This is a genomic window from Methylobacterium sp. NMS14P, assembly GCF_028583545.1.
In the GTDB taxonomy this organism is placed as follows: domain Bacteria; phylum Pseudomonadota; class Alphaproteobacteria; order Rhizobiales; family Beijerinckiaceae; genus Methylobacterium.
This window is the reverse complement of record NZ_CP087106.1, coordinates 1392810-1409127: the sequence shown is the minus strand read 5'-3', so window position 1 is coordinate 1409127 and position 16318 is coordinate 1392810. Positions and strand designations below refer to the sequence as shown.

General features: G+C 70.3%; 25 protein-coding genes. 6 read left to right on the top strand and 19 right to left on the bottom strand.

The genetic code is table 11. From position 1 onward, the window contains the following. Window positions 1-134 precede the first annotated feature (134 nt). The 3 genes from LOK46_RS06655 to LOK46_RS06645 all read right to left on the bottom strand — a co-directional run bounded on the left by LOK46_RS06655 (window position 135) and on the right by LOK46_RS06645 (window position 1918). On the bottom strand, window positions 135-1187 hold the full coding sequence (locus LOK46_RS06655) for a glycoside hydrolase family 5 protein (protein WP_273563048.1): 1053 nt from the start codon (window positions 1185-1187) through the stop codon (window positions 135-137). 162 nt (window positions 1188-1349) lie between these two features. Then, window positions 1350-1577 carry a hypothetical protein gene (locus LOK46_RS06650; RefSeq protein ID WP_273563047.1) on the bottom strand — a complete coding sequence of 76 codons (228 nt, stop codon included), beginning with the start codon at window positions 1575-1577 and terminating at the stop codon, window positions 1350-1352. 62 nt (window positions 1578-1639) lie between these two features. After that, a complete protein-coding gene (locus tag LOK46_RS06645) occupies window positions 1640-1918 on the bottom strand; it encodes a hypothetical protein (protein ID WP_273563046.1) in 279 nt (92 codons plus the stop codon). Window positions 1919-2145: 227 nt separating this feature from the next. Here LOK46_RS06645 and LOK46_RS06640 point away from each other — a divergent pair, with 227 nt between their 5' ends. Both LOK46_RS06640 and LOK46_RS06635 read left to right on the top strand, forming a co-directional pair. Next, window positions 2146-2322: a hypothetical protein gene (locus LOK46_RS06640; protein ID WP_273563045.1), complete on the top strand. Its 177-nt coding sequence runs from the start codon at window positions 2146-2148 to the stop codon at window positions 2320-2322. 213 nt (window positions 2323-2535) lie between these two features. Next, window positions 2536-2802 (top strand): GCG_CRPN prefix-to-repeats domain-containing protein, encoded by a 267-nt coding sequence (locus LOK46_RS06635; RefSeq protein WP_273563044.1) that lies wholly within the window; start codon window positions 2536-2538, stop codon window positions 2800-2802. A 459-nt stretch (window positions 2803-3261) separates the two neighbouring features. Here the strand turns inward: LOK46_RS06635 and LOK46_RS06630 are convergent, their stop codons facing one another. The 6 genes from LOK46_RS06630 to LOK46_RS06605 form a co-directional block, all read right to left on the bottom strand. Next, complete coding sequence (locus LOK46_RS06630; protein ID WP_273563043.1) at window positions 3262-4128, bottom strand: outer membrane protein; 867 nt, start codon at window positions 4126-4128, stop codon at window positions 3262-3264. Window positions 4129-4542: 414 nt separating this feature from the next. Next, on the bottom strand, window positions 4543-4896 hold the full coding sequence (locus tag LOK46_RS06625; protein WP_273563042.1) for a hypothetical protein: 354 nt from the start codon (window positions 4894-4896) through the stop codon (window positions 4543-4545). Between the two features lie 250 nt (window positions 4897-5146). Continuing rightward, window positions 5147-5356: a hypothetical protein gene (locus LOK46_RS06620; RefSeq protein WP_273563041.1), complete on the bottom strand. Its 210-nt coding sequence runs from the start codon at window positions 5354-5356 to the stop codon at window positions 5147-5149. Window positions 5357-5485: 129 nt separating this feature from the next. Then, window positions 5486-5806: a polyhydroxyalkanoic acid system family protein gene (locus LOK46_RS06615; RefSeq protein ID WP_273563040.1), complete on the bottom strand. Its 321-nt coding sequence runs from the start codon at window positions 5804-5806 to the stop codon at window positions 5486-5488. 99 nt (window positions 5807-5905) lie between these two features. Next, window positions 5906-6217: a hypothetical protein gene (locus LOK46_RS06610; RefSeq protein ID WP_273563039.1), complete on the bottom strand. Its 312-nt coding sequence runs from the start codon at window positions 6215-6217 to the stop codon at window positions 5906-5908. Window positions 6218-6301: 84 nt separating this feature from the next. Then, on the bottom strand, window positions 6302-6532 hold the full coding sequence (locus LOK46_RS06605; RefSeq protein ID WP_273563038.1) for a hypothetical protein: 231 nt from the start codon (window positions 6530-6532) through the stop codon (window positions 6302-6304). Window positions 6533-6977: 445 nt separating this feature from the next. Between LOK46_RS06605 and LOK46_RS06600 the strand changes: the two genes are divergently transcribed. Together LOK46_RS06600 and LOK46_RS06595 are read left to right on the top strand one after the other, a co-directional pair. Next, a complete protein-coding gene (locus LOK46_RS06600; protein WP_273563037.1) occupies window positions 6978-7292 on the top strand; it encodes a hypothetical protein in 315 nt (104 codons plus the stop codon). A 391-nt stretch (window positions 7293-7683) separates the two neighbouring features. Continuing rightward, entirely contained in the window at window positions 7684-7914 is a 231-nt protein-coding gene (locus tag LOK46_RS06595; RefSeq protein ID WP_273563036.1) for a hypothetical protein, read from the top strand. Here the strand turns inward: LOK46_RS06595 and LOK46_RS06590 are convergent. Both LOK46_RS06590 and LOK46_RS06585 read right to left on the bottom strand, forming a co-directional pair. Then, window positions 7911-8153, bottom strand: coding sequence for a hypothetical protein (locus LOK46_RS06590; protein WP_273563035.1), 243 nt, complete (start codon window positions 8151-8153; stop codon window positions 7911-7913). The two genes, LOK46_RS06595 and LOK46_RS06590, sit on opposite strands and share 4 nt — an antisense overlap. Window positions 8154-8185: 32 nt before the next feature. Then, entirely contained in the window at window positions 8186-8440 is a 255-nt protein-coding gene (locus tag LOK46_RS06585) for a hypothetical protein (protein WP_273563034.1), read from the bottom strand. Window positions 8441-8927: 487 nt separating this feature from the next. Between LOK46_RS06585 and LOK46_RS06580 the strand changes: the two genes are divergently transcribed. After that, a complete protein-coding gene (locus LOK46_RS06580) occupies window positions 8928-9221 on the top strand; it encodes a hypothetical protein (protein ID WP_273563033.1) in 294 nt (97 codons plus the stop codon). A gap of 53 nt (window positions 9222-9274) precedes the next feature. Continuing rightward, complete coding sequence (locus tag LOK46_RS06575; protein ID WP_273563032.1) at window positions 9275-9559, top strand: hypothetical protein; 285 nt, start codon at window positions 9275-9277, stop codon at window positions 9557-9559. Between the two features lie 26 nt (window positions 9560-9585). On the opposite strand, the gene LOK46_RS06570 is transcribed toward LOK46_RS06575, so the two are convergent. From LOK46_RS06570 to LOK46_RS06535, 8 genes are all read right to left on the bottom strand, one after another. Further along, window positions 9586-9768 (bottom strand): hypothetical protein, encoded by a 183-nt coding sequence (locus tag LOK46_RS06570; RefSeq protein ID WP_273563031.1) that lies wholly within the window; start codon window positions 9766-9768, stop codon window positions 9586-9588. 91 nt (window positions 9769-9859) lie between these two features. After that, window positions 9860-11179 (bottom strand): lipopolysaccharide biosynthesis protein RfbH, encoded by a 1320-nt coding sequence (rfbH, locus tag LOK46_RS06565; RefSeq protein ID WP_273563030.1) that lies wholly within the window; start codon window positions 11177-11179, stop codon window positions 9860-9862. Between the two features lie 170 nt (window positions 11180-11349). Further along, on the bottom strand, window positions 11350-11889 hold the full coding sequence (locus LOK46_RS06560) for a dTDP-4-dehydrorhamnose 3,5-epimerase family protein (protein ID WP_273563029.1): 540 nt from the start codon (window positions 11887-11889) through the stop codon (window positions 11350-11352). Beyond that, window positions 11889-12797, bottom strand: a complete 909-nt coding sequence (locus LOK46_RS06555; RefSeq protein WP_273563028.1) for an NAD-dependent epimerase/dehydratase family protein — start codon at window positions 12795-12797, stop codon at window positions 11889-11891. Before LOK46_RS06555 ends, LOK46_RS06560 begins: the two co-directional genes overlap by 1 nt. Next, a complete protein-coding gene (gene rfbF / locus LOK46_RS06550; protein ID WP_273563027.1) occupies window positions 12782-13552 on the bottom strand; it encodes a glucose-1-phosphate cytidylyltransferase in 771 nt (256 codons plus the stop codon). The genes LOK46_RS06555 and rfbF overlap by 16 nt, the downstream gene beginning before the upstream one ends. A 58-nt stretch (window positions 13553-13610) precedes the next feature. Next, window positions 13611-14705, bottom strand: a complete 1095-nt coding sequence (gene rfbG, locus LOK46_RS06545; RefSeq protein WP_273563026.1) for a CDP-glucose 4,6-dehydratase — start codon at window positions 14703-14705, stop codon at window positions 13611-13613. Between the two features lie 36 nt (window positions 14706-14741). Beyond that, entirely contained in the window at window positions 14742-15710 is a 969-nt protein-coding gene (locus LOK46_RS06540; RefSeq protein WP_273563025.1) for a glycosyltransferase family 2 protein, read from the bottom strand. Window positions 15711-15918: 208 nt separating this feature from the next. After that, entirely contained in the window at window positions 15919-16266 is a 348-nt protein-coding gene (locus LOK46_RS06535; RefSeq protein ID WP_273563024.1) for a hypothetical protein, read from the bottom strand. Window positions 16267-16318 lie beyond the last annotated feature (52 nt).

Here is a 16318-nt window from a genome sequence, read left to right as displayed (position 1 = left end):
GGAGATCCTGGCGCGGCCGGGCGCCTCGAGGCGATGGAGCCTTCGGCATGGCGCCGAGCTATCGTGAGTCGCCGCCCTCGACGCGTCCTCGGCTCGCGGCGAGGCGCCACAACTCGAAATCCATGAAGATCAAGTCACCGCTTGAGGGGCGGGTCGGGTAGAAGGGCGCCTACAATCGGCGCGACCCAAGAGTCCGTTTCTGGACTGAAGGCACGAAAATCGACGTCGAACTGCCAGTAGATCCAACCCCAGCCTTGGCGTTCGGCTGCCCGCGCGATAGCCGCCGTGTAGGCGACGCGAGACGACATGTCACCGGTTTCGTAGGCGCCAAACTCTCCCAAGAGGAGCGGACGTCCGTGGCGGGTCCCCCAGTCCTGGGCAGTGACAAAGTCGGCGTCGATCTGCGCCCGCTCGACCGCTGTCCCCCATGTGACTCCGGTCGTCTTGGAGATCGGCGGCTCAATCCAGGGGGCACCCTGGTGCGTGAACGCCATAGGCGCGTAGTAGTGGATGGTGACGATCAGGTTCCGATCTACCTCCGGCAGCATAAGCTGAGGTAGAAAGCTGATGCTGTTCCAATTTGCCGGACCGACAATCAGCGTGCGGGTCGGATTGGTCCGACGGATCTCGGCGATCAATTCGGCCAGAAGCTCATTCCACGCCTCAGCGCCCAGGCCTTTGTTTGGCTCATTCAAGATCTCGAAAAGCACCGTATCGGGACGCTGGCTGTACCTCGCGGCGACTTGCTGCCAGAACGCCATCAGCCTGGGTTTACACGTCGGCGGATCGAGGCCGCAGGGTTGATAATCGTGCTCATCCAGGATGACATTCAATCCAGCAGCCTGGGCGGCATCTACAACTCGATCGAGCGTGTTGAGCCAGTCCGGATCGAGGATCCGGGCGTCGTCCATGTGGGCGAAGGCTTGAAGATTGATCCGCACAGTCTGGAACCCGCGCCGGCGGATACGGTCGAGGTCGGCGAGCTTGAAGCGTGCTGGGCCGGTTTTTGACCAAAGAGGATCGTCCGACAAGATGTTGATGCCAGCTCCGAGCCGCGCTGCCGCCTCGGCAGCCCGATCGGAAGCGCCCGGCTCGGCGACGGCTGATTGTGTGACGAGCAGGGACAATCCCAGGACGGCAGCGCCAAGCCAAGGCAAAATGCCAACACCGCGGTAGTGCGCGGCCATGTCCTCCAACCCCCTCGCCAAGCTACATCGACGTCAATCTGTGTCTCGCACGGAATGATCTGCATAGATATCGCGTAACGGGCTCGCTCATCCCCATCACCGGATGGGCCAGCAGGATAGCGGTCCGGACCATGTTGCGCTTCCAGTCCGGCTTGTCGGTGGTCAGCGCTTCGGCCGCGCGAGTGTTTGTCCGGAGCGTCTCGACGAGGTCGAGCGTCCAACCTTCGCGAGCGGGTAGGCCTCTGTCGCCAAATTCGCGAGCACTGCGTTGATGGCCGCGTCGATTTCCTGATCGGCGGCCTTGCGCAACTCGGAGACGGTCGGGCGTTCTTGGCCCTGGGCGGCCCGTTGCAGCCGCGTCGTCGTTGAGTCCATGAGGCCGGGGCGCACGGGAAGGCATCATGCCCATCAGCGCAAGGCCGCTCTGTGACCCGGTCGTATGCGCTGGTGAATCACGGCTTCTCCATCATGCTCATCGCCCCAGCGATTTGCATGGCAACACGGTCCGCTGCGGCGATCAGCACCACGTCGAGGTGGTGGATGTACCGAGATGTGACCCCGTGACCGGCACGGCCCAGCATCGCGCCGATCGTGGCATCGCTGTAGCCGAGATCGCCGGCCGTCGAGGCGAACGCGTGCCGCAGCGTGTGAGGATGAATGGCACGGCTGTCTCGGCAGGAGACGCCTGTCTTCCAGACCGTTCCAACGTGGTCGGAGTGGCACTTGCGCATAGGACAGACCTTCTTCTCCGATGAGCATCTGCCGACTGATCGGACCCGACGGCCACCGACCCGCCCGGCAGGAGACCGGCGATCGACGGACACGCCGCGACGAAATCCGTTCGGCCGCATCGCCTTGGATCCGTGTCGCCGTCCGACCGATTGACCGTGGAGAGACGGGCCACGAGCCGATCCAGTCCGGCGCGCAGACCGCTCGAGGCAAGCCAAGAGGAGGCTTCGTGGACGGATCCGAGGAACGGGAAAAGCGCGACCTCAAGCCTCTGGTGATCGCGCTCGTCGTCGTGGGGCTCGTCTTCGCGGGGTCCATCGCGGGCTACTGGACCTGGCAGACCGGCAGCCAGCAGCATACCGCCTCGCGGCAGAGCGACGGATCGGCGACGGCACTCCCCAAGTGAGCGGGCGACCCGGGCCACAGGTCCGGCGAACTCCGTCATCGTCGGCGCAGCGGGCGTCTGAGCTAGCGGATCGGCAGTATCGAGTCAGCGCTTAAAGAAAAGCTCCCACGATACTGGCAATCCATGCGGTCCGTGACACCCGGTCTTCAACGGGACCCGGTATTCGGGCGGCGCCGACGGAGATCGGCTCTGCCAAGACCTGGAGATGGGTTGATGCTCAAGTCCCTCGCCGCCGCGGCACTGCTCACCGTCGGCATCGCCGCACCGGCCTCGGCGCTGCCCGTCGCGGGGTCGCCGCTCCCCGCCGCGCAGGACGGGCTGATCCAGCACGTCTACGGCGGCTGTGGGCCCTACGGCCACCGCGGGCCGTATGGCGGGTGCCGCGCCGGCGGCCAGTGGGGCGGGTATGTCGGCCGGGCCTGCCCGCGCGGCTTCCACCTCGGTCGCGGCGGGCGGCGCTGCTGGCCGAACCGTTACTGATAGCGGCACCTCCGGCCCCTGTGGCGCGGCCGCGACACGGGCCGACGAACCCCTGTGGACGGCGCGCGCCGCCCCCGATCCGTCACGGTTCAGGGGCGAGCCCGACGTCCTCGCGCCCGACTCGGCCGTGCCATGTTCGCCCGTTCCCGCGCCTTCGTTCTCGACCATCGCGAGCGCCTCGCGATGGTCGTCTCCTCGGCCCTGTTCCTGGCCGGCGCGCTCCCGCTGTTCTGGGTGACCGGCTGACCGCCGCGGCATTCCGTGCCGGATCGCAGGAACACCCCGGGAGCGTGCGCTCCCAGGGTGCTGCCGACCTCGCGGCCAGTTTGATCGGGCTGGGGATGCGAAGGTCAACCGGAAGGCTGCTCTTCGGCGGCGGAGAGCGGTGAGGCGGACCAGCGCCCCCGCGCCCGCCGCCGCGTCTCCCGGCACGGAGGCCGGGAGCGGCGCGGCCCGATCTCAGTACGAGCCGAACTTGTAGTTCAGGCCGGCGCGGACGACGGCGAACTCGGTCTTGGCGGCGGCGCCGTTGAGGTAGGCGGTGCCGTTCGGGGGCAGGAGGTTGCCGTAGAACACGCCGCCGGCGGAGTTCTTCTGGCGGTCGAGGCTGACGTACAGGCCCTCGACCTTCAGGGTCACGGCCGAGGAGCGGAAGAAGTTCAGGAACGAGTCGGTCGGCAGGGCGTACTCGACGCCGCCGCCGGCGGCCCAGCCGGTGCGGAAGCTGTCGCGGAAGCGGTTGCCGGAGAAGTTCTGGTCGTCCTGACCCGAGCCGTAGGCGAAGCCGCCGGTGCCGTACACGAGGGTGCGGTCGAAGGCGTAGCCGAGGCGGCCGCGCACCGTGCCGAAGTAGTCCAGCCCGTTGCCGCTCGTGGCGACGAAGGCGCGCGGGGCGGCGAACGCGATGCCCGGCGCGCCGCCGAAGGCGTAGTTCTGGGTGGCGTTGGCGCGGCGGGCGAAGTCGACGTACTGGGCATCGGCCTCGAAGCCGATCACGACGCCGGAGCCGGGCGTGAACTGGTAGTTGTAGCCGATCTGGGCGCCGCCCGAGAAGCCGTCGTTGTTGCTGCGGTTGTTGACGCTGACGACGCCGGCGGTGCCGGGCGAGTTGATCAGCGAGCCGCCGGGCAGGGCATAGTTGCTGGTGTTGCGGCTGTTGGCGTCGAAGCCGTAGCCGGCGTTCACACCGAAGTAGAAGCCGGTCCAGGTGAACACCGGCACCGGCGTGAACACCGGCGGCGGCGCGGCGCGGCGCGGCAGGTCGGCGGCGGACGCCGCGGCGGTCAGAGCAGTGAAGGCGGTCAGGGAGGCGAGAAGCTTGGTCATCACAGGCGATCCGGGTTTCGATCTGGTGATAAGGCTACCAAGCTCTGAGCAGAATAGCTGTAGTTTTACGGACACACAGCCTCCCCGTGTCGAAGAAAACATAGTAAATCGGATATTAACCCCGGTCGGTCCGGTTAAATACTGGTGAAGTTCTAGCCGTGTGCTCGGGATGTCTCGGCCGCGGGGCGACCGCGTCGCTCCCGGCGGGCCAGTGCTGAGACGGGCAGGAGCGACGCGCAGACATTCGTCGGCGCGCGCTCTCGGCCACCGCGGCGGGAAGGGTCTGTCGTCGCGGCGGGCGCGCCGCGGGTGACCCGGGCGCTACCCGCGCCGGATCCGTCCGGCGGTGCCGCGGGATCGGGGGGCGGGCGGCGCGCGGGGACCTGCCCGGCGGTCCCCGCACCCGGGTCCGCGCTAACCCGTCCGGTCGCGCCGAGTGATGTGCTTGACCAGCTCGGCCAGCCTCTCCTCGGCCTTCTTCAGAGCCACGCGCGAACTGTGTCCGGGCGGCGTTCCGTCGGCAGCCTCGCGAAGCTTCGCGATGGTGCCCTGGGTGTCCTCAACCTCGGCATCGAGCGCGGCACGCTCACCGGATCTATCGATGGCCATATCGATCCTCCAGGTGTTCTGCCCCTGGCGGCCGCCAGGGCGCCACGTTCTGAGGTAGGCGGCAGGCCGGCCGTGGCGAGCCTCGCGGGCGATGCCGGAACCGGGTTTCCGGCACGATCCGGGTTCGGCGATCCCGTCGCCGCCCGTGCGCCACGGCACGCCGCGGCGTGATCCCGGCGACCTCGGCCGGCGTTCTACCGGCACACCCACCGGAGACGGACGCCATGCTGATCCTCAATCCCCTCACCGGCCAGACGGTCGACGTGCGCGTGCCCCACCCGCAGCCCAGGAAGGCGTGAGCCCGCCCGGCGCTGGGTCTGGCCGAGGCGCCCTCCCCGGTCGCGCCGCGGCCCCGGGCTCGCCCGCCCGCACGATTCCGCCACGCCGGGCCGCCGCGCGGCGCGACTGCTCACACGGAGCGCGGGGGCCGGCGCGCCAGCCGCTCGGCCTCCGCCTGCCACGCGTCGCGCTCGGCCTGCAGGGCCTCGATGCGGGCATGGAGGTGGCCGGCATCGATGGCGGTCTCCATCAGCATGTCCTGCGCGGTGGAGAGCTGCTGGCGCAGCTCGGCGTTCTCGGTCGCGAGCGCGAGGAGCAGGGCCGCCACGTCATCGCTCATCCGGGCCCCTGTGCCGCCACCGAGCCGGCGCGTTTAGCCCCGGCGCGATCGCGCCACAACCGCCCCGCGGGCGCCCACGGACGGGTCGCCGTCCCGATCCGCGCGGTCGAGCGGCTGCCGGCTCGCGCGTCAGGCGGCCTCGTCCGACAGGAGGCGCCCGACATAGTGGCGCCCGACCGACTCGATGACGGGCGCGAACAGGCCGGCCATCCAGGGCACCAGCGCCTCGACCTCCAGCGCGTCGTCGGCCACCTGGATCGCGACGCGCGCCGTCTGCCCGTAGCCGCTGCCGGAGAAGGCGCGGCGATTGCCGAGCCAGTCCTCGGCCTCGACCTGGATCTTCTCCGCCTCCAGGCGGCGGAAGGCCCAGTCCATGTGCAGGTCGATGCGGCGGCGAACCTCGGCGGTCCCGAGGTCGTGCGGGACGGTGATGGTCAGGCGCTTCGGCACTGAAATCTCCTCGCGGGCGGGGCCCGTGAGGTGCGGCCGGAAGGTTAACGCTCGGTGATCGGCGCTGCCCGATCGAGCCGCAGGGCAGATCGCCGGCGCTCAGTACCGGACGGTGCGGACGCCGCCGGCGCCGCCGCCCACGACGCTCCGGATGACCTCCTTGGTCGACGGGCTGATTCCGCCATCGCCGCGCAGCCGGCGCCCGTCCGCCCGCTCGAGGCGCGCGACGTCGTCGGAGCACCGGTCCAGGGCGTGGCGGACCTTGGACGACAGCGGCCCGCCGCGTTCCGCCGGGGCGCCGCCCATCTCGAACCGGAGGCAGAAGGCCAGGTAGCCTTTCAGGTCGTCGAAGGCGGCGGCCTGTGCCGCCGACGTCAGGACGATGAACATCAGGGCGGATCGGGCGAGCATCACGCGCTCCAGGGCAGGCGGTCCGTGCGGGCAACGCGCGAGCGGGGCGTTGGTCCCCGGGGCGGCGTCACGCGGCCGCCGCGCTCAGCCGCTGCGGCGCGGCGCCTGGGCGGCGTCGCGCCGCTGATCCTGGGTTCCCCGACACTGCACGTATTCCGGCGTTCCCGGCTCGGCGCCGTAGCTCCGGCAGATCGCGTCGTCCTTCGCGGCGACGTCCGCCTCGCTCATGAAGAGCTCGCCGCGGCCGGGACGGTTCGCCGCGTTGCAGGCCGTCAGGGCCGTGGCCGCGATCGCCAGAACGATGATGTGCTTCATGGGACTCCTCGCCGCCGATCAGCACCACAGCGGCGCGGCGCTGTCGATGACGCCGCCGCGGCATCCACAGGCCGGCGGTCGACATGGTTATCCAAGGATGGCCAGAGGGTTAGCGCGGCGCCGTTGATCCGGTCCGTCCGCCGCACGGGGCGCAGCTATCCCGGCAAGCAAGCGTAACGCCGTCGTGACCGGCAGTCCCTGCGTGGCCGGCATGTCGTGTCGCCAGTGCAACCGCGGCGCAACGCCGGCTAAGCATCCGCCCCTGCATCCTCCCGAAGGCAGACCCACCTTCAGCCCCGCCGGCAGCGCCGCGCGGGGCCTTTTCGTGCGCCGGGCGCCGCCGGGCACGAAGGCGAGCGGCGTCGGAAACCCGGTCCGTGCTCCCGCGTTCGGGCACGGAGGCCCGTGCGCGAGGCGCAGTCAGGGCCGGGATGCCAAGGAGCACATGATGCGTCATGCCCTCTTCGCCATCTTCGCGCTGGTCGCGGCGTCGCCCGGTTCGGCGCAGACCAACACCGGTCCCGCACCGATCCGGCAGCCGGGGCCGCCCCAGCCGGTGACGCCGGGCACGCCGGCCGGAACCGTCGTCGTTCCCGGTGGCAGCCAGAACAGCGGTCCGGGCAGCACCACCGTCGTCGCGCCCACCGGGACGGGAGCGGCGACCATCACGACGGATTCGGCCGCGGGCGGAAATGCCGGCCAGCCGGAGCGGGGCGTTCCCCAGGTCGGCAAGGGAGGCGAGGCTGGCGGCGGCAGCTGATCGCCGACCCGGCGCCCCGAGATTTCGTCCCGCTCCGCGCCGCCGGCGGCGGTCGGATGCGGCGAGGCGGGCGGCGACGCGCGTGCGGGCATCGAGACGTGAACATCGTGCCGTCGCACTGCGGCACAGGACCGTCCGGATCGTTAGGCTAAGTCCCGGCGCCGAGCTCAGTCTCGGACCTCGAGCGCGTCAGCTGCGGGCCGTCGATTCCGATCGCCGTCGACATGTCAGGTTCTGTGATCAATCTAAGATAATGATGATTTGTCGATTGGTTGGTACTTTTATACCGGTAAAAAATATATTGGATTAATCAGTGCGGTCCTGTCGTTATGAAGTTATAAAGACATCAAAGATTTGGCGGGGCGCCATCGTGCGTCTGTCGGAGATTGCGTTGGCGGATTCTGACTTCGAGGGTGAAAAAGCCAGGCCGAACGACAAGAGATCGATGCTCCGGCAGATCGCGCACGCGCTCGGGGTGTCCGAAGACGCCTTTCTCCACGAATCCGAGGCGTTCGCCACGATCGACATGACCGGGGAATTGCTGCGCGTCTGGTACGCGCTCACCCTGTCGGACCGCCGCTTGCTGCTCGAGATGGCGCGCGGGATGATCTCCCGCGGCTAGAACGGCCACGGCTCCTCCTGTGACCCCGGCCCTGTCCGCTCGCCCGGCGCCACGAGGTCCACGATCTCGTCGAGCGGCTGCGTCACCCGGATGGTCCGCCCCGCCGCGGTGATGAAGGTCTCGTTGCGCATCAGGTCTGTGTCGCTCAGCGCCTGGACGCTGGTCACGCGCAGCAGGTGGCGGCAGCCGTCGCCGTCCTGCACCTGGAGGAAGTTCCCGACCCGCCGAACCGCCGACATGGCGCTCTCCCGCCCCGCTGGTGATCTGTGGCCTAGGCGCCCTGCAGGCTCTCGGCGAAGTCGTCGGGGATCTCGCCCCACTGGCCGAGGATCGTGACGCCCTCCAGCTCGCCGGTCTCGTCGTCGGCCACCACCTTCAGGGCCGCCGCGCCCGGCATCCGCCTGGCCATGTTCTCGGCCTTCTTCACCGCCCCGCTCTCGGTCTGCGCCGGCTCCTGCCGGGCCGGCCGCAGCCGCTTCCGGTGCACCTCGAAGGGCTGCACCACGAACGCCGTCCTCATCACCATCTTGTCCCCCGGTTTGTCACAGGTTCTCCACCGGCCGCGGGGACCGACCAAGGACCGGCCGCGACAGGCGTTTTCGAGCCGCGTCCACAGGCGTCCACCGGCCTCGAAGGAAAGGTCTCGCCCGCAGATTGTGCCCGGCTCGCCCGTGTGATCTGTTCCATTTCTGTTCTAGCACGGCGAAGCCGCGGGTGCACCTCGCTCGGAGTGATGTGCGGCCGGTGGCGGAGCCCCGACGCCGTCCGCCCCCCGTCGATCGGGCTGGCGCAACGCCGGGCGACCTGCCCGGCTCGCCGGCCTCCTGGCGGCCGCCGAGACGTGCGCGCATCGTTCGCGGACCCTCGAGATCCGCGGCGTCCACGGCGACGCAGGCGTGCCGCGGCCGCACGGCTTGCTCGCCAGGGTTGCTTGTGGAACCGTGGCGGCCTGAGACCCGGAAGAGGCGACGGATGCTCCGCACCGTGCTTTCGCAGACGGAGCGCGACCTGACATGACGGCTGGTGATCCGCCCAACAAGATGGCCGAAGTCGCCGGACTGGCGGCCGCGATCGCCGACCACATCCTCGCGCAGCACGAGGCGGGGACCACGATCCCGCCGGACCAGTTCCGGATGCTGGTGAGCGCCGCCCGGATGCTCCTGGACAACGGCGTGGCGTGGCCGCCGTCGGTGACCTACCTCGTCATGGAGGTCGCCCGGCGGGTCGAGGAGGCCGAGCCGCCGCCCAAGGGCGACGAGGTCGTCGCGCACCTGACGCAGGCGCTGGACGCGGCGAGACCAACCTGAGGCGCAGCGTCACGCGGCGGGGGCGCCGATTTCCCGCCGGATCGGTGCCCTATATGGTCCCTATGCCCACACTCGGCCTCAAGCTCCCGCTCCGGATCTGCGTCCTCGAGAACGCCGCCTGCGTCGAAGATGCGGCCGGCCGGCGCACCGGCTACGTCTACTGGGACGAGGGCCGGCCGAGCGGCGGCGACAGGCCCTTCACCCGCGCCGAGGCCATCGAGCAGGTCCGGATCATCGCGGGCGCCTGGGCCGGCGCCCTGGTCAACAGCGGCACCCTCGACACCGGCCCGGCGCCCGAGCCGGGTGCCGCCGCCGCCGAGCCGTCTCCGGAAGTCTGACCGCGCTCCCCGGAGAGGGATCGCCGCTACAGGCCGGCACCGCTCGAATACGAGACCGGCGCGCCCGGGCCCGAGCTCGTCGCGGAGGCCGCGACGGTGGCGGCGATCCAGTCGCCGTCGCTGGTCCCGGACATACGGCACTCCCGCGCCATGGCCCGCACCTGGCGGCGCCAGAGCCAGAGGCGGAGGGTGTGGATGAGGTCGTGCATGGTCGTCGGCCTCGCGCTGTCGCTCCCGTGGATGTGGTGCGCGCGCGCGGTCCGCTCAAGCCTGCGGCAGCGCAGCGGCCGGAGGAGGCCGTCAGTCGGCGCCGAGTTCCCGCGTCACCGACGCCAGCGTGTCGGCCATGTAGTCGAGCATCGGATCCGTCAGGCCGGGCCAGACGCCGATCCAGAAGCTGTCGCGCATGATCTTGTCGGTGTGGGTCAGCGCGGCGTGAACCCTGTAGGTCACGTCCCGGAAGGCCGGCTGCCGGGTCAGGTTGCCGGCGAACAGCAGCCGTGTCCCCACGCGCTTCTCTTCCAGACGCGTGACGAGGGCGTTCCGATCGATGCCGGCCCCGTCCCGCACCGTCAGGAGATAGCCGAACCAGCTGGGCTCCGAGCCCGGGGTCGCCCGCGGCAGATGGAAGAGCCGGTCGAGCCCGCGCTCCCGCAGGCGCCGCTCCAGGCCGGCGAAGTTCTCGCGGCGGCGCGCCACGAAATGGTCGAGCTTGGTCAGCTGGCTCACCCCCAGGGCAGCCTGCATGTCGCTGACCTTCAGGTTATAGCCGATGTGGGAGTACGTGTACTTGTGATCGTAGCCGCGGGGCAGGTCACCGAGTTTCCAGCCGAAGCGGTTGCCACAGGTGTTGTCGGTGCCGGGCTTGCAGTAGCAGTCCCGCCCCCAGTCCCGGAACGACTCGACGATCTTGGCGAGCGGGCCCTTGTCCATCAGCACCGCGCCGCCCTCGCCGGTGGTGATGTGGTGGGCCGGATAGAAGCTCAGGGTGGCGACGTCGCCGAAGGTCCCGACCCCCTGCCCGCCGATGGTCGCGCCGAACGCGTCGCAGCAATCCTCCACCAGCCAGAGGCCGTGGCGGCGGCAGATCTCGGCCACCCGGACCACGTCGAAGGGGTTCCCGAGCGAGTGCGCGATCATCACCGCGCGGGTCTTCGGCGTCACCGCCGCCTCGAGCAGGTCGACATCGACGTTGTGCGTCTCGACGTCGACGTCGACGAAGACCGGCACGCAGCCGTGCTGCACGATCGGCGCGACGGTGGTCGGGAAGCCCGCCGCGACGGTGATCACCTCGTCGCCCGGCCGCAGGCGGCGCGCGCCGTGCTTCGGCGAGGTCAGCGCCGCGAAGGCCAGGAGGTTGGCGGCCGAGCCCGAGACGGTCAGCCGCGCATGCTTCCGTCCGAACGCCGCCGCGAGTTCCCGCTCGAACCGGTCGGCGTAGCGCCCCGCCGTCAGCCACATGTCGAGGGAGGCGTCGATCAGGTGGGCGCAATCCTCCGCGTCCATGACCTTGCCGGAGGGCGGGATGTAGGTCTCGCCCGGCACGAAGGCCGGCTTCCCCCGGGCCTCGAAATGCGCCCGGGCGAGGCTCAGGATCTCGGTGCGCAGGGCGTCGGTCATGGGGACGAAACACTTTTGTCCGGTCGCGGGTCTCGGGCAGCTATAGCGCGGGATCGGCCGGGCGTGAGACTGACATCGGCGCTGGGACCCGCTGCGATCGCGCCTGCTGTCCTGTCGGAGCGCCTGTCGGAGCGCCTGTCGGTGCGCCTGTCGCTGACCGGGCGCATGGCTCAGAACGGCGTGTCGAACGCGTCGAGACCGGGATGCAGGCTATCCCGGTCCGACAGGGTCGGGTGCGCGATGCCCCAGTCGAACCCGAAGCTGTCCCAGCGGATGCCGACATCGGCAGCGGGGGCGTGGACCGACGTGACCAGGTAGAGCAGCGTCGCCGCGCTGGAGCGCACGGCGAAGCCGTGGGCGCAGCCCTCCGGAATGTAGACGCCGGCGGGCGCCGCCCCGTCGAGGTCGAGGGCGACGGCGCGGCCGTAGCCGGGCGAGCCCCGACGCAGGTCGAGGACGACGTCCGTCACCGCACCGGACAGGCACCAGACGAGCTTCGCGTGCTGGTGGGGCGGCACCTGGAAATGCATGCCGCGGATCACGCCCCCCGCCGAGGTGGAGCAGTAGACCTCGGCGAAATCGGTCCTCAACCCCGCTGCCGCGAGGCTCGGCGCGTGCATCAGCTTGTGGAAGCTGCCGCGGGCATCGCGGCTGCCGGGCGCGCGGAGGGCGAGTACCCCCGGAAGGTCGCTGGTCCGGATCTCGAACATCACTGCGCCGCCATCAGTTCGGTGAGGCCGCGATCCAGGCCGACGGCGGCGGACCAGCCGGGCAGGAGCGGCCCCATCCAGGGCCGCATCACCTCCCGTGCCCGGTAGGGCCGCGCGCCCCAGGCCACCGGAACGGGCCGCGCGCCTAGACGCTCGATCCGCGCCACGAGCGCGCGCAGCGACAGCGTCTCGGGCCCGCGCAGCGCGAAGGATTCCCGCGTGCGCCCGGGCGCCGCGCGGATCCTGTCCAGGGCGGCGCGGCTCCCCGACAGCACGTCGTCGACGTGAAGCAGGTTGAGCATCTGCTCGCCCGGGGACAGGTCGATCCGTCGCCCCTCCCGCTGGGCCTGGAGCAGGGCCGAGACGAGCTTGCCGCGGCGATCCGCCGGTCCGTAGGTGTCCGGCAGCTTCAAGGTCAGGATCGTGAAGCCTTCCGCCTCGGCGTAGTAGGCCGCGATATCCTCGAAGGCCTGCTTGGTCGCCGCGTACAGGGTCGCCGGATCGTAGCGATCACCCGCGAAATGCTGCCAGATCGTGCCGAAATTGACCATGTGCCGGACCTCGCAGCGCGCCATCGCGTCGAGGAGCTGCGTGCCGAACAGCAGGTTGGCCTGGATCAGCGGCGCCACATGGTCCGGCCCGTGCACGCCGACGAAGTGGGTGGCGGCGTGGATCACCGCCTCGGGCGCGAAGGCGCGCATCGCGGCGTGCAGCGTGTCCGTCGCCCCGTCGTGGCGCAGGATCGTCGCGCGCGGGTCGAGGAACTCGGTGGCCGAGTTCGCCCGCGCCAGGGCGCCGACGGCGATGCCGGCCTCGGCGAAGCCCCGGGTCAGACGTCCGCCGACGAAGCCGGTCGCGCCGGTGATGAGCAGGCGGCCGAAGGGCGGCGGCGCTACCACGTCTTCCACGGCGCCCGTCCCGACGCCCAGAGCGCCTCGAGGTTGGTCTTGTCCCGGAGCGTGTCCATCGCCTGCCAGTAGCCGTCGTGGATGAAGGCCTGCAGGTCGCCCTCCCGGGCTAGGCGCTCCAGGGGCTCGCGCTCCCAGACCGTCTCGTCGCCCGCGACCGTGTCGATCACCGACGGCGCGAGGAGGAAGAAGCCGCCGTTGATCCAGCCGCCCTCGTTGTCGGGCTTCTCCTCGAAGGCCGTGACCCGATCGCCGTCGAGGGCGAGGTAGCCGAAGCGCTTGTCGGGCCGCACCGCCGTCACGGTGGCGCGCTTCCCGTGGGCGCGGTGGAAGGCGATCTGCGCGGTGACATCGACGTCGCTGACGCCGTCGCCGTAGGTGAGCGCGAACATCTCCTCACCCTCCAGGTGATGCCGGACGCGCTTCAGGCGGCCTCCGGTCATGCTCTGGTCGCCCGTATCGACCAGCGTGACGGTCCAGGGCTCGGCGGTCTTCCGGTGGATCTCCATCCGGTTCTCGGCGATGTGCATCGTCACATCGCTCATGTGGAGGAAGTAGTTCGCAAAATATTCTTTGATGATGTACCCCTTGTATCCGAGGCAGATCACGAAGTCGTTGATGCCGTGGCGGCTGTAGCCCTTCATGATGTGCCACAGGATCGGCCGGCCGCCGATCTCGACCATCGGCTTCGGCCGCGTGGCGGTCTCCTCGGACAGGCGCGTGCCGAGGCCGCCCGCCAGGATCACGGCCTTCACCGGCCGTCTCCCCGGCCCGCGGGGCGTGAGCGGAGGGTGGGGCGACGTGCGTGCATGATCAGGCGCTGTCCTCGTCTGCGTGGCCGGCCGCGGCCGCGATCCGGCCGTATTCCGCGATCTGGGCCTCGACGAGCGCCTGGGCATCGGCGGGACGCGCGCTGTAGTCGCGGTACCACTCCATCGTCAGGCGTACCGTGCGGGCGAAGCCGAGCCGGGGGCGCCAGCCCAGCTCCGCCTCCGCCTTGGCCGCGTCGAGCTTGAGGATCCCGGCCTCGCGCAGGGCCGAGGCCTCGATGCGGACCGGGATGGGGTCTCCGCCCCAGGCGGCCAGCGCCTGCTCGATCAGCCGCCGCACCGCGACCTCGCTGGCGCGGGCAGGGCCGAAATTCCAGGCACCGACCACCGTGTCGTCGGCGGCCAGGAGCCGCGCGCCGAGCAGCAGGTAGCCGTGCAGGAGTTCGAGCACGTGCTGCCAGGGCCTGACCGCGTCCGGGTTCCGCAGCGTGAGCGGCGCGCCGCTCCGGATGGCGCGGACGAGGTCGGGCACGAGCCGATCCTCTGACCAGTCGCCGCCGCCGATCACGTTGCCGCCGCGGGCGGTGGCGAGGCGCAGGCGCGATCCCGGCATCAGGGCCTGCCGGTAGCTGCCGGCCACGATCTCCGCGGCGGCCTTGCTGGCGCTGTAGGGATCCTTGCCGCCCAACGGGTCGGATTCGCGGTAGCCCCAGACCCACTCGCGGTTCTCGTAGCACTTGTCCGAGGTGACGCAGACGACTGCGCGGACCGAATCGGTGTGGCGCGCTGCCTCCAGCACGTGGGCGGTGCCCATGACGTTGACCGCGAAGGTCTCGAGCGGGTCGGCGTAGGAGCGTCGCACCAGCGCCTGGGCCGCGAGGTGGAAGACGATCTCCGGACGAAACGCCGCAACGGCTCTGCGCACGGCCTCGGCATCGCGGACATCCACGAAGGCGGATTGCATCCGGTCGGCGAGCGCGAGATCGCGGAACAGACTCGGCCTCTCGGCCGGAGGCGGCAAGGCGAGGCCCATCACCTCGGCGCCCTGGTCGAGCAGCCAGGCGACGAGCCACGCGCCCTTGAAGCCGGTATGACCCGTGACGAGGACACGGGTGCCGCGATAGCGCTCGAGGGTCATCTCAACGGTCCGGACCGGCTGGGCATCGATCGGGGCTCACGCGACGGCTGGATCCGCCGGCCGCATCCTCGCCCGATCCCCCGTCCCCGCCGCGCCGGTCTCCGAGGGAGAGGGGCGGCTCAGTGCGTTCCAGAAGAATCCGTACAGATCGGGCGCGCTGATCTTCTGCTCCTTGGCGAAAGGGCCGCACGCGTTGAAGAACATCATCAGGACATACCGGATGAGCGCGGACTTGAGCGGATCCGAATGGGCAAGATCGCCGAGCTTCGGCTTCAACTGCTCGAAGAACTGGAACATGCCCGCATAGGCCTGCTTCGCCGCCGAGGTCGCCTGATGACTCTCCTGATTCGCATGCACCCGATACAGGAAGACGGCCTCGGGCGAGTAGAACACCTTCGACGCGCGGTTGAGAACGCCGACGAACGGGATCGTGTCGGAGAAGTAGGAGCCCGACAGCGTCGGCTGCCCGCCGGCGTCCAGCCACGCGGCACGCCGGTAGAAGGTCGAGAAGACGGTGTTGATCTGGGTGTGGGCCGTCGGGCTGGCGAAGTACCGCGTCAACCACGACTCCGCGGCCTCGATTTGGGCCTTCGCCGAGAGCGGCTCGGCCTGGTGCAGGATCTGGCTCGCGCCGTCGATCAGAACCCGGCGCCCCAGCCCAACCTGAACCGCGTCGTCGGCCTCGAACGCCGCCACCATCGTCGAGATGTAGGTGTTCGAGATGAGATCGTCGTCGCTCAGCAGCAGCATGTACTTGCCGCGCGCGTGCTGGACCGCGTCGGTCACGTTCGCCTCCATGGGCAGCGTGAACGACCGGGTGAGGACCGTGAGCCGATCGTTCCGGAGCTGGCCCAGGAAGCTTCCCGTGGCATCGGTGCTGGCGTTGTCGCTGATGATCAGCTCAAGGTTGCCGTAATCCTGCGTCGAGACGGAGCTCAGGGTCTGCGCCAGCAACTCGAGACGGTTCAGGGTCGGCACGATCAGGGAAACCAGCGGCAGCGACATCGAACGGCTCTCTGACTGGATCGACCGAGGCGCCGGGGCCGGACGGCTCGGCTGCGCGCCGCGCGGTTCGAACGGACGGACCAGACCGGGAACGGCGTGACGCGGGTCAGACCTGCCAGAATCGAAGACCTGTGTCGATCAGGGCGCATGGATTCCTCTGCCCCGGCGCGCGATCCCCGATCGGCCGGCGCCGCGCTCCCTCGGGGAATCAACCCTCACTCCCCTCCCCCGGCAAACCCGCCCACGCCTCGCGGACGAGCGCGAGGCGCCGCTCGGCCCGCGCCGCGTCGGCCTCCTCGACTTGGTGGAGGACGGCCTCCAGCGCCTCGGACCCGCCGAGCGCCGCGGCCGCCTCGCCCTGGCGGCGCATGGCGGAGCGGTGCGCCCGCATCGCCGGCCCGGCCTTCTGCCCGGCCTCGATCGCCTCCAGGGTCGCGATCAGGGCGGCCGCGAACGGCGCGACGTCGCGCCAGGACGCCGCGGCGGGCGCCGGTTCGGGCGGGCGGGCCTGCTCCGGCGGCGGCGCGGAGAAGCTGGTGGTGAGCGGGCGCTTCATGACGAACCTCCACGGGCGCGATATAGGTGGCCATCGGCCGGCGCGGAGCTGT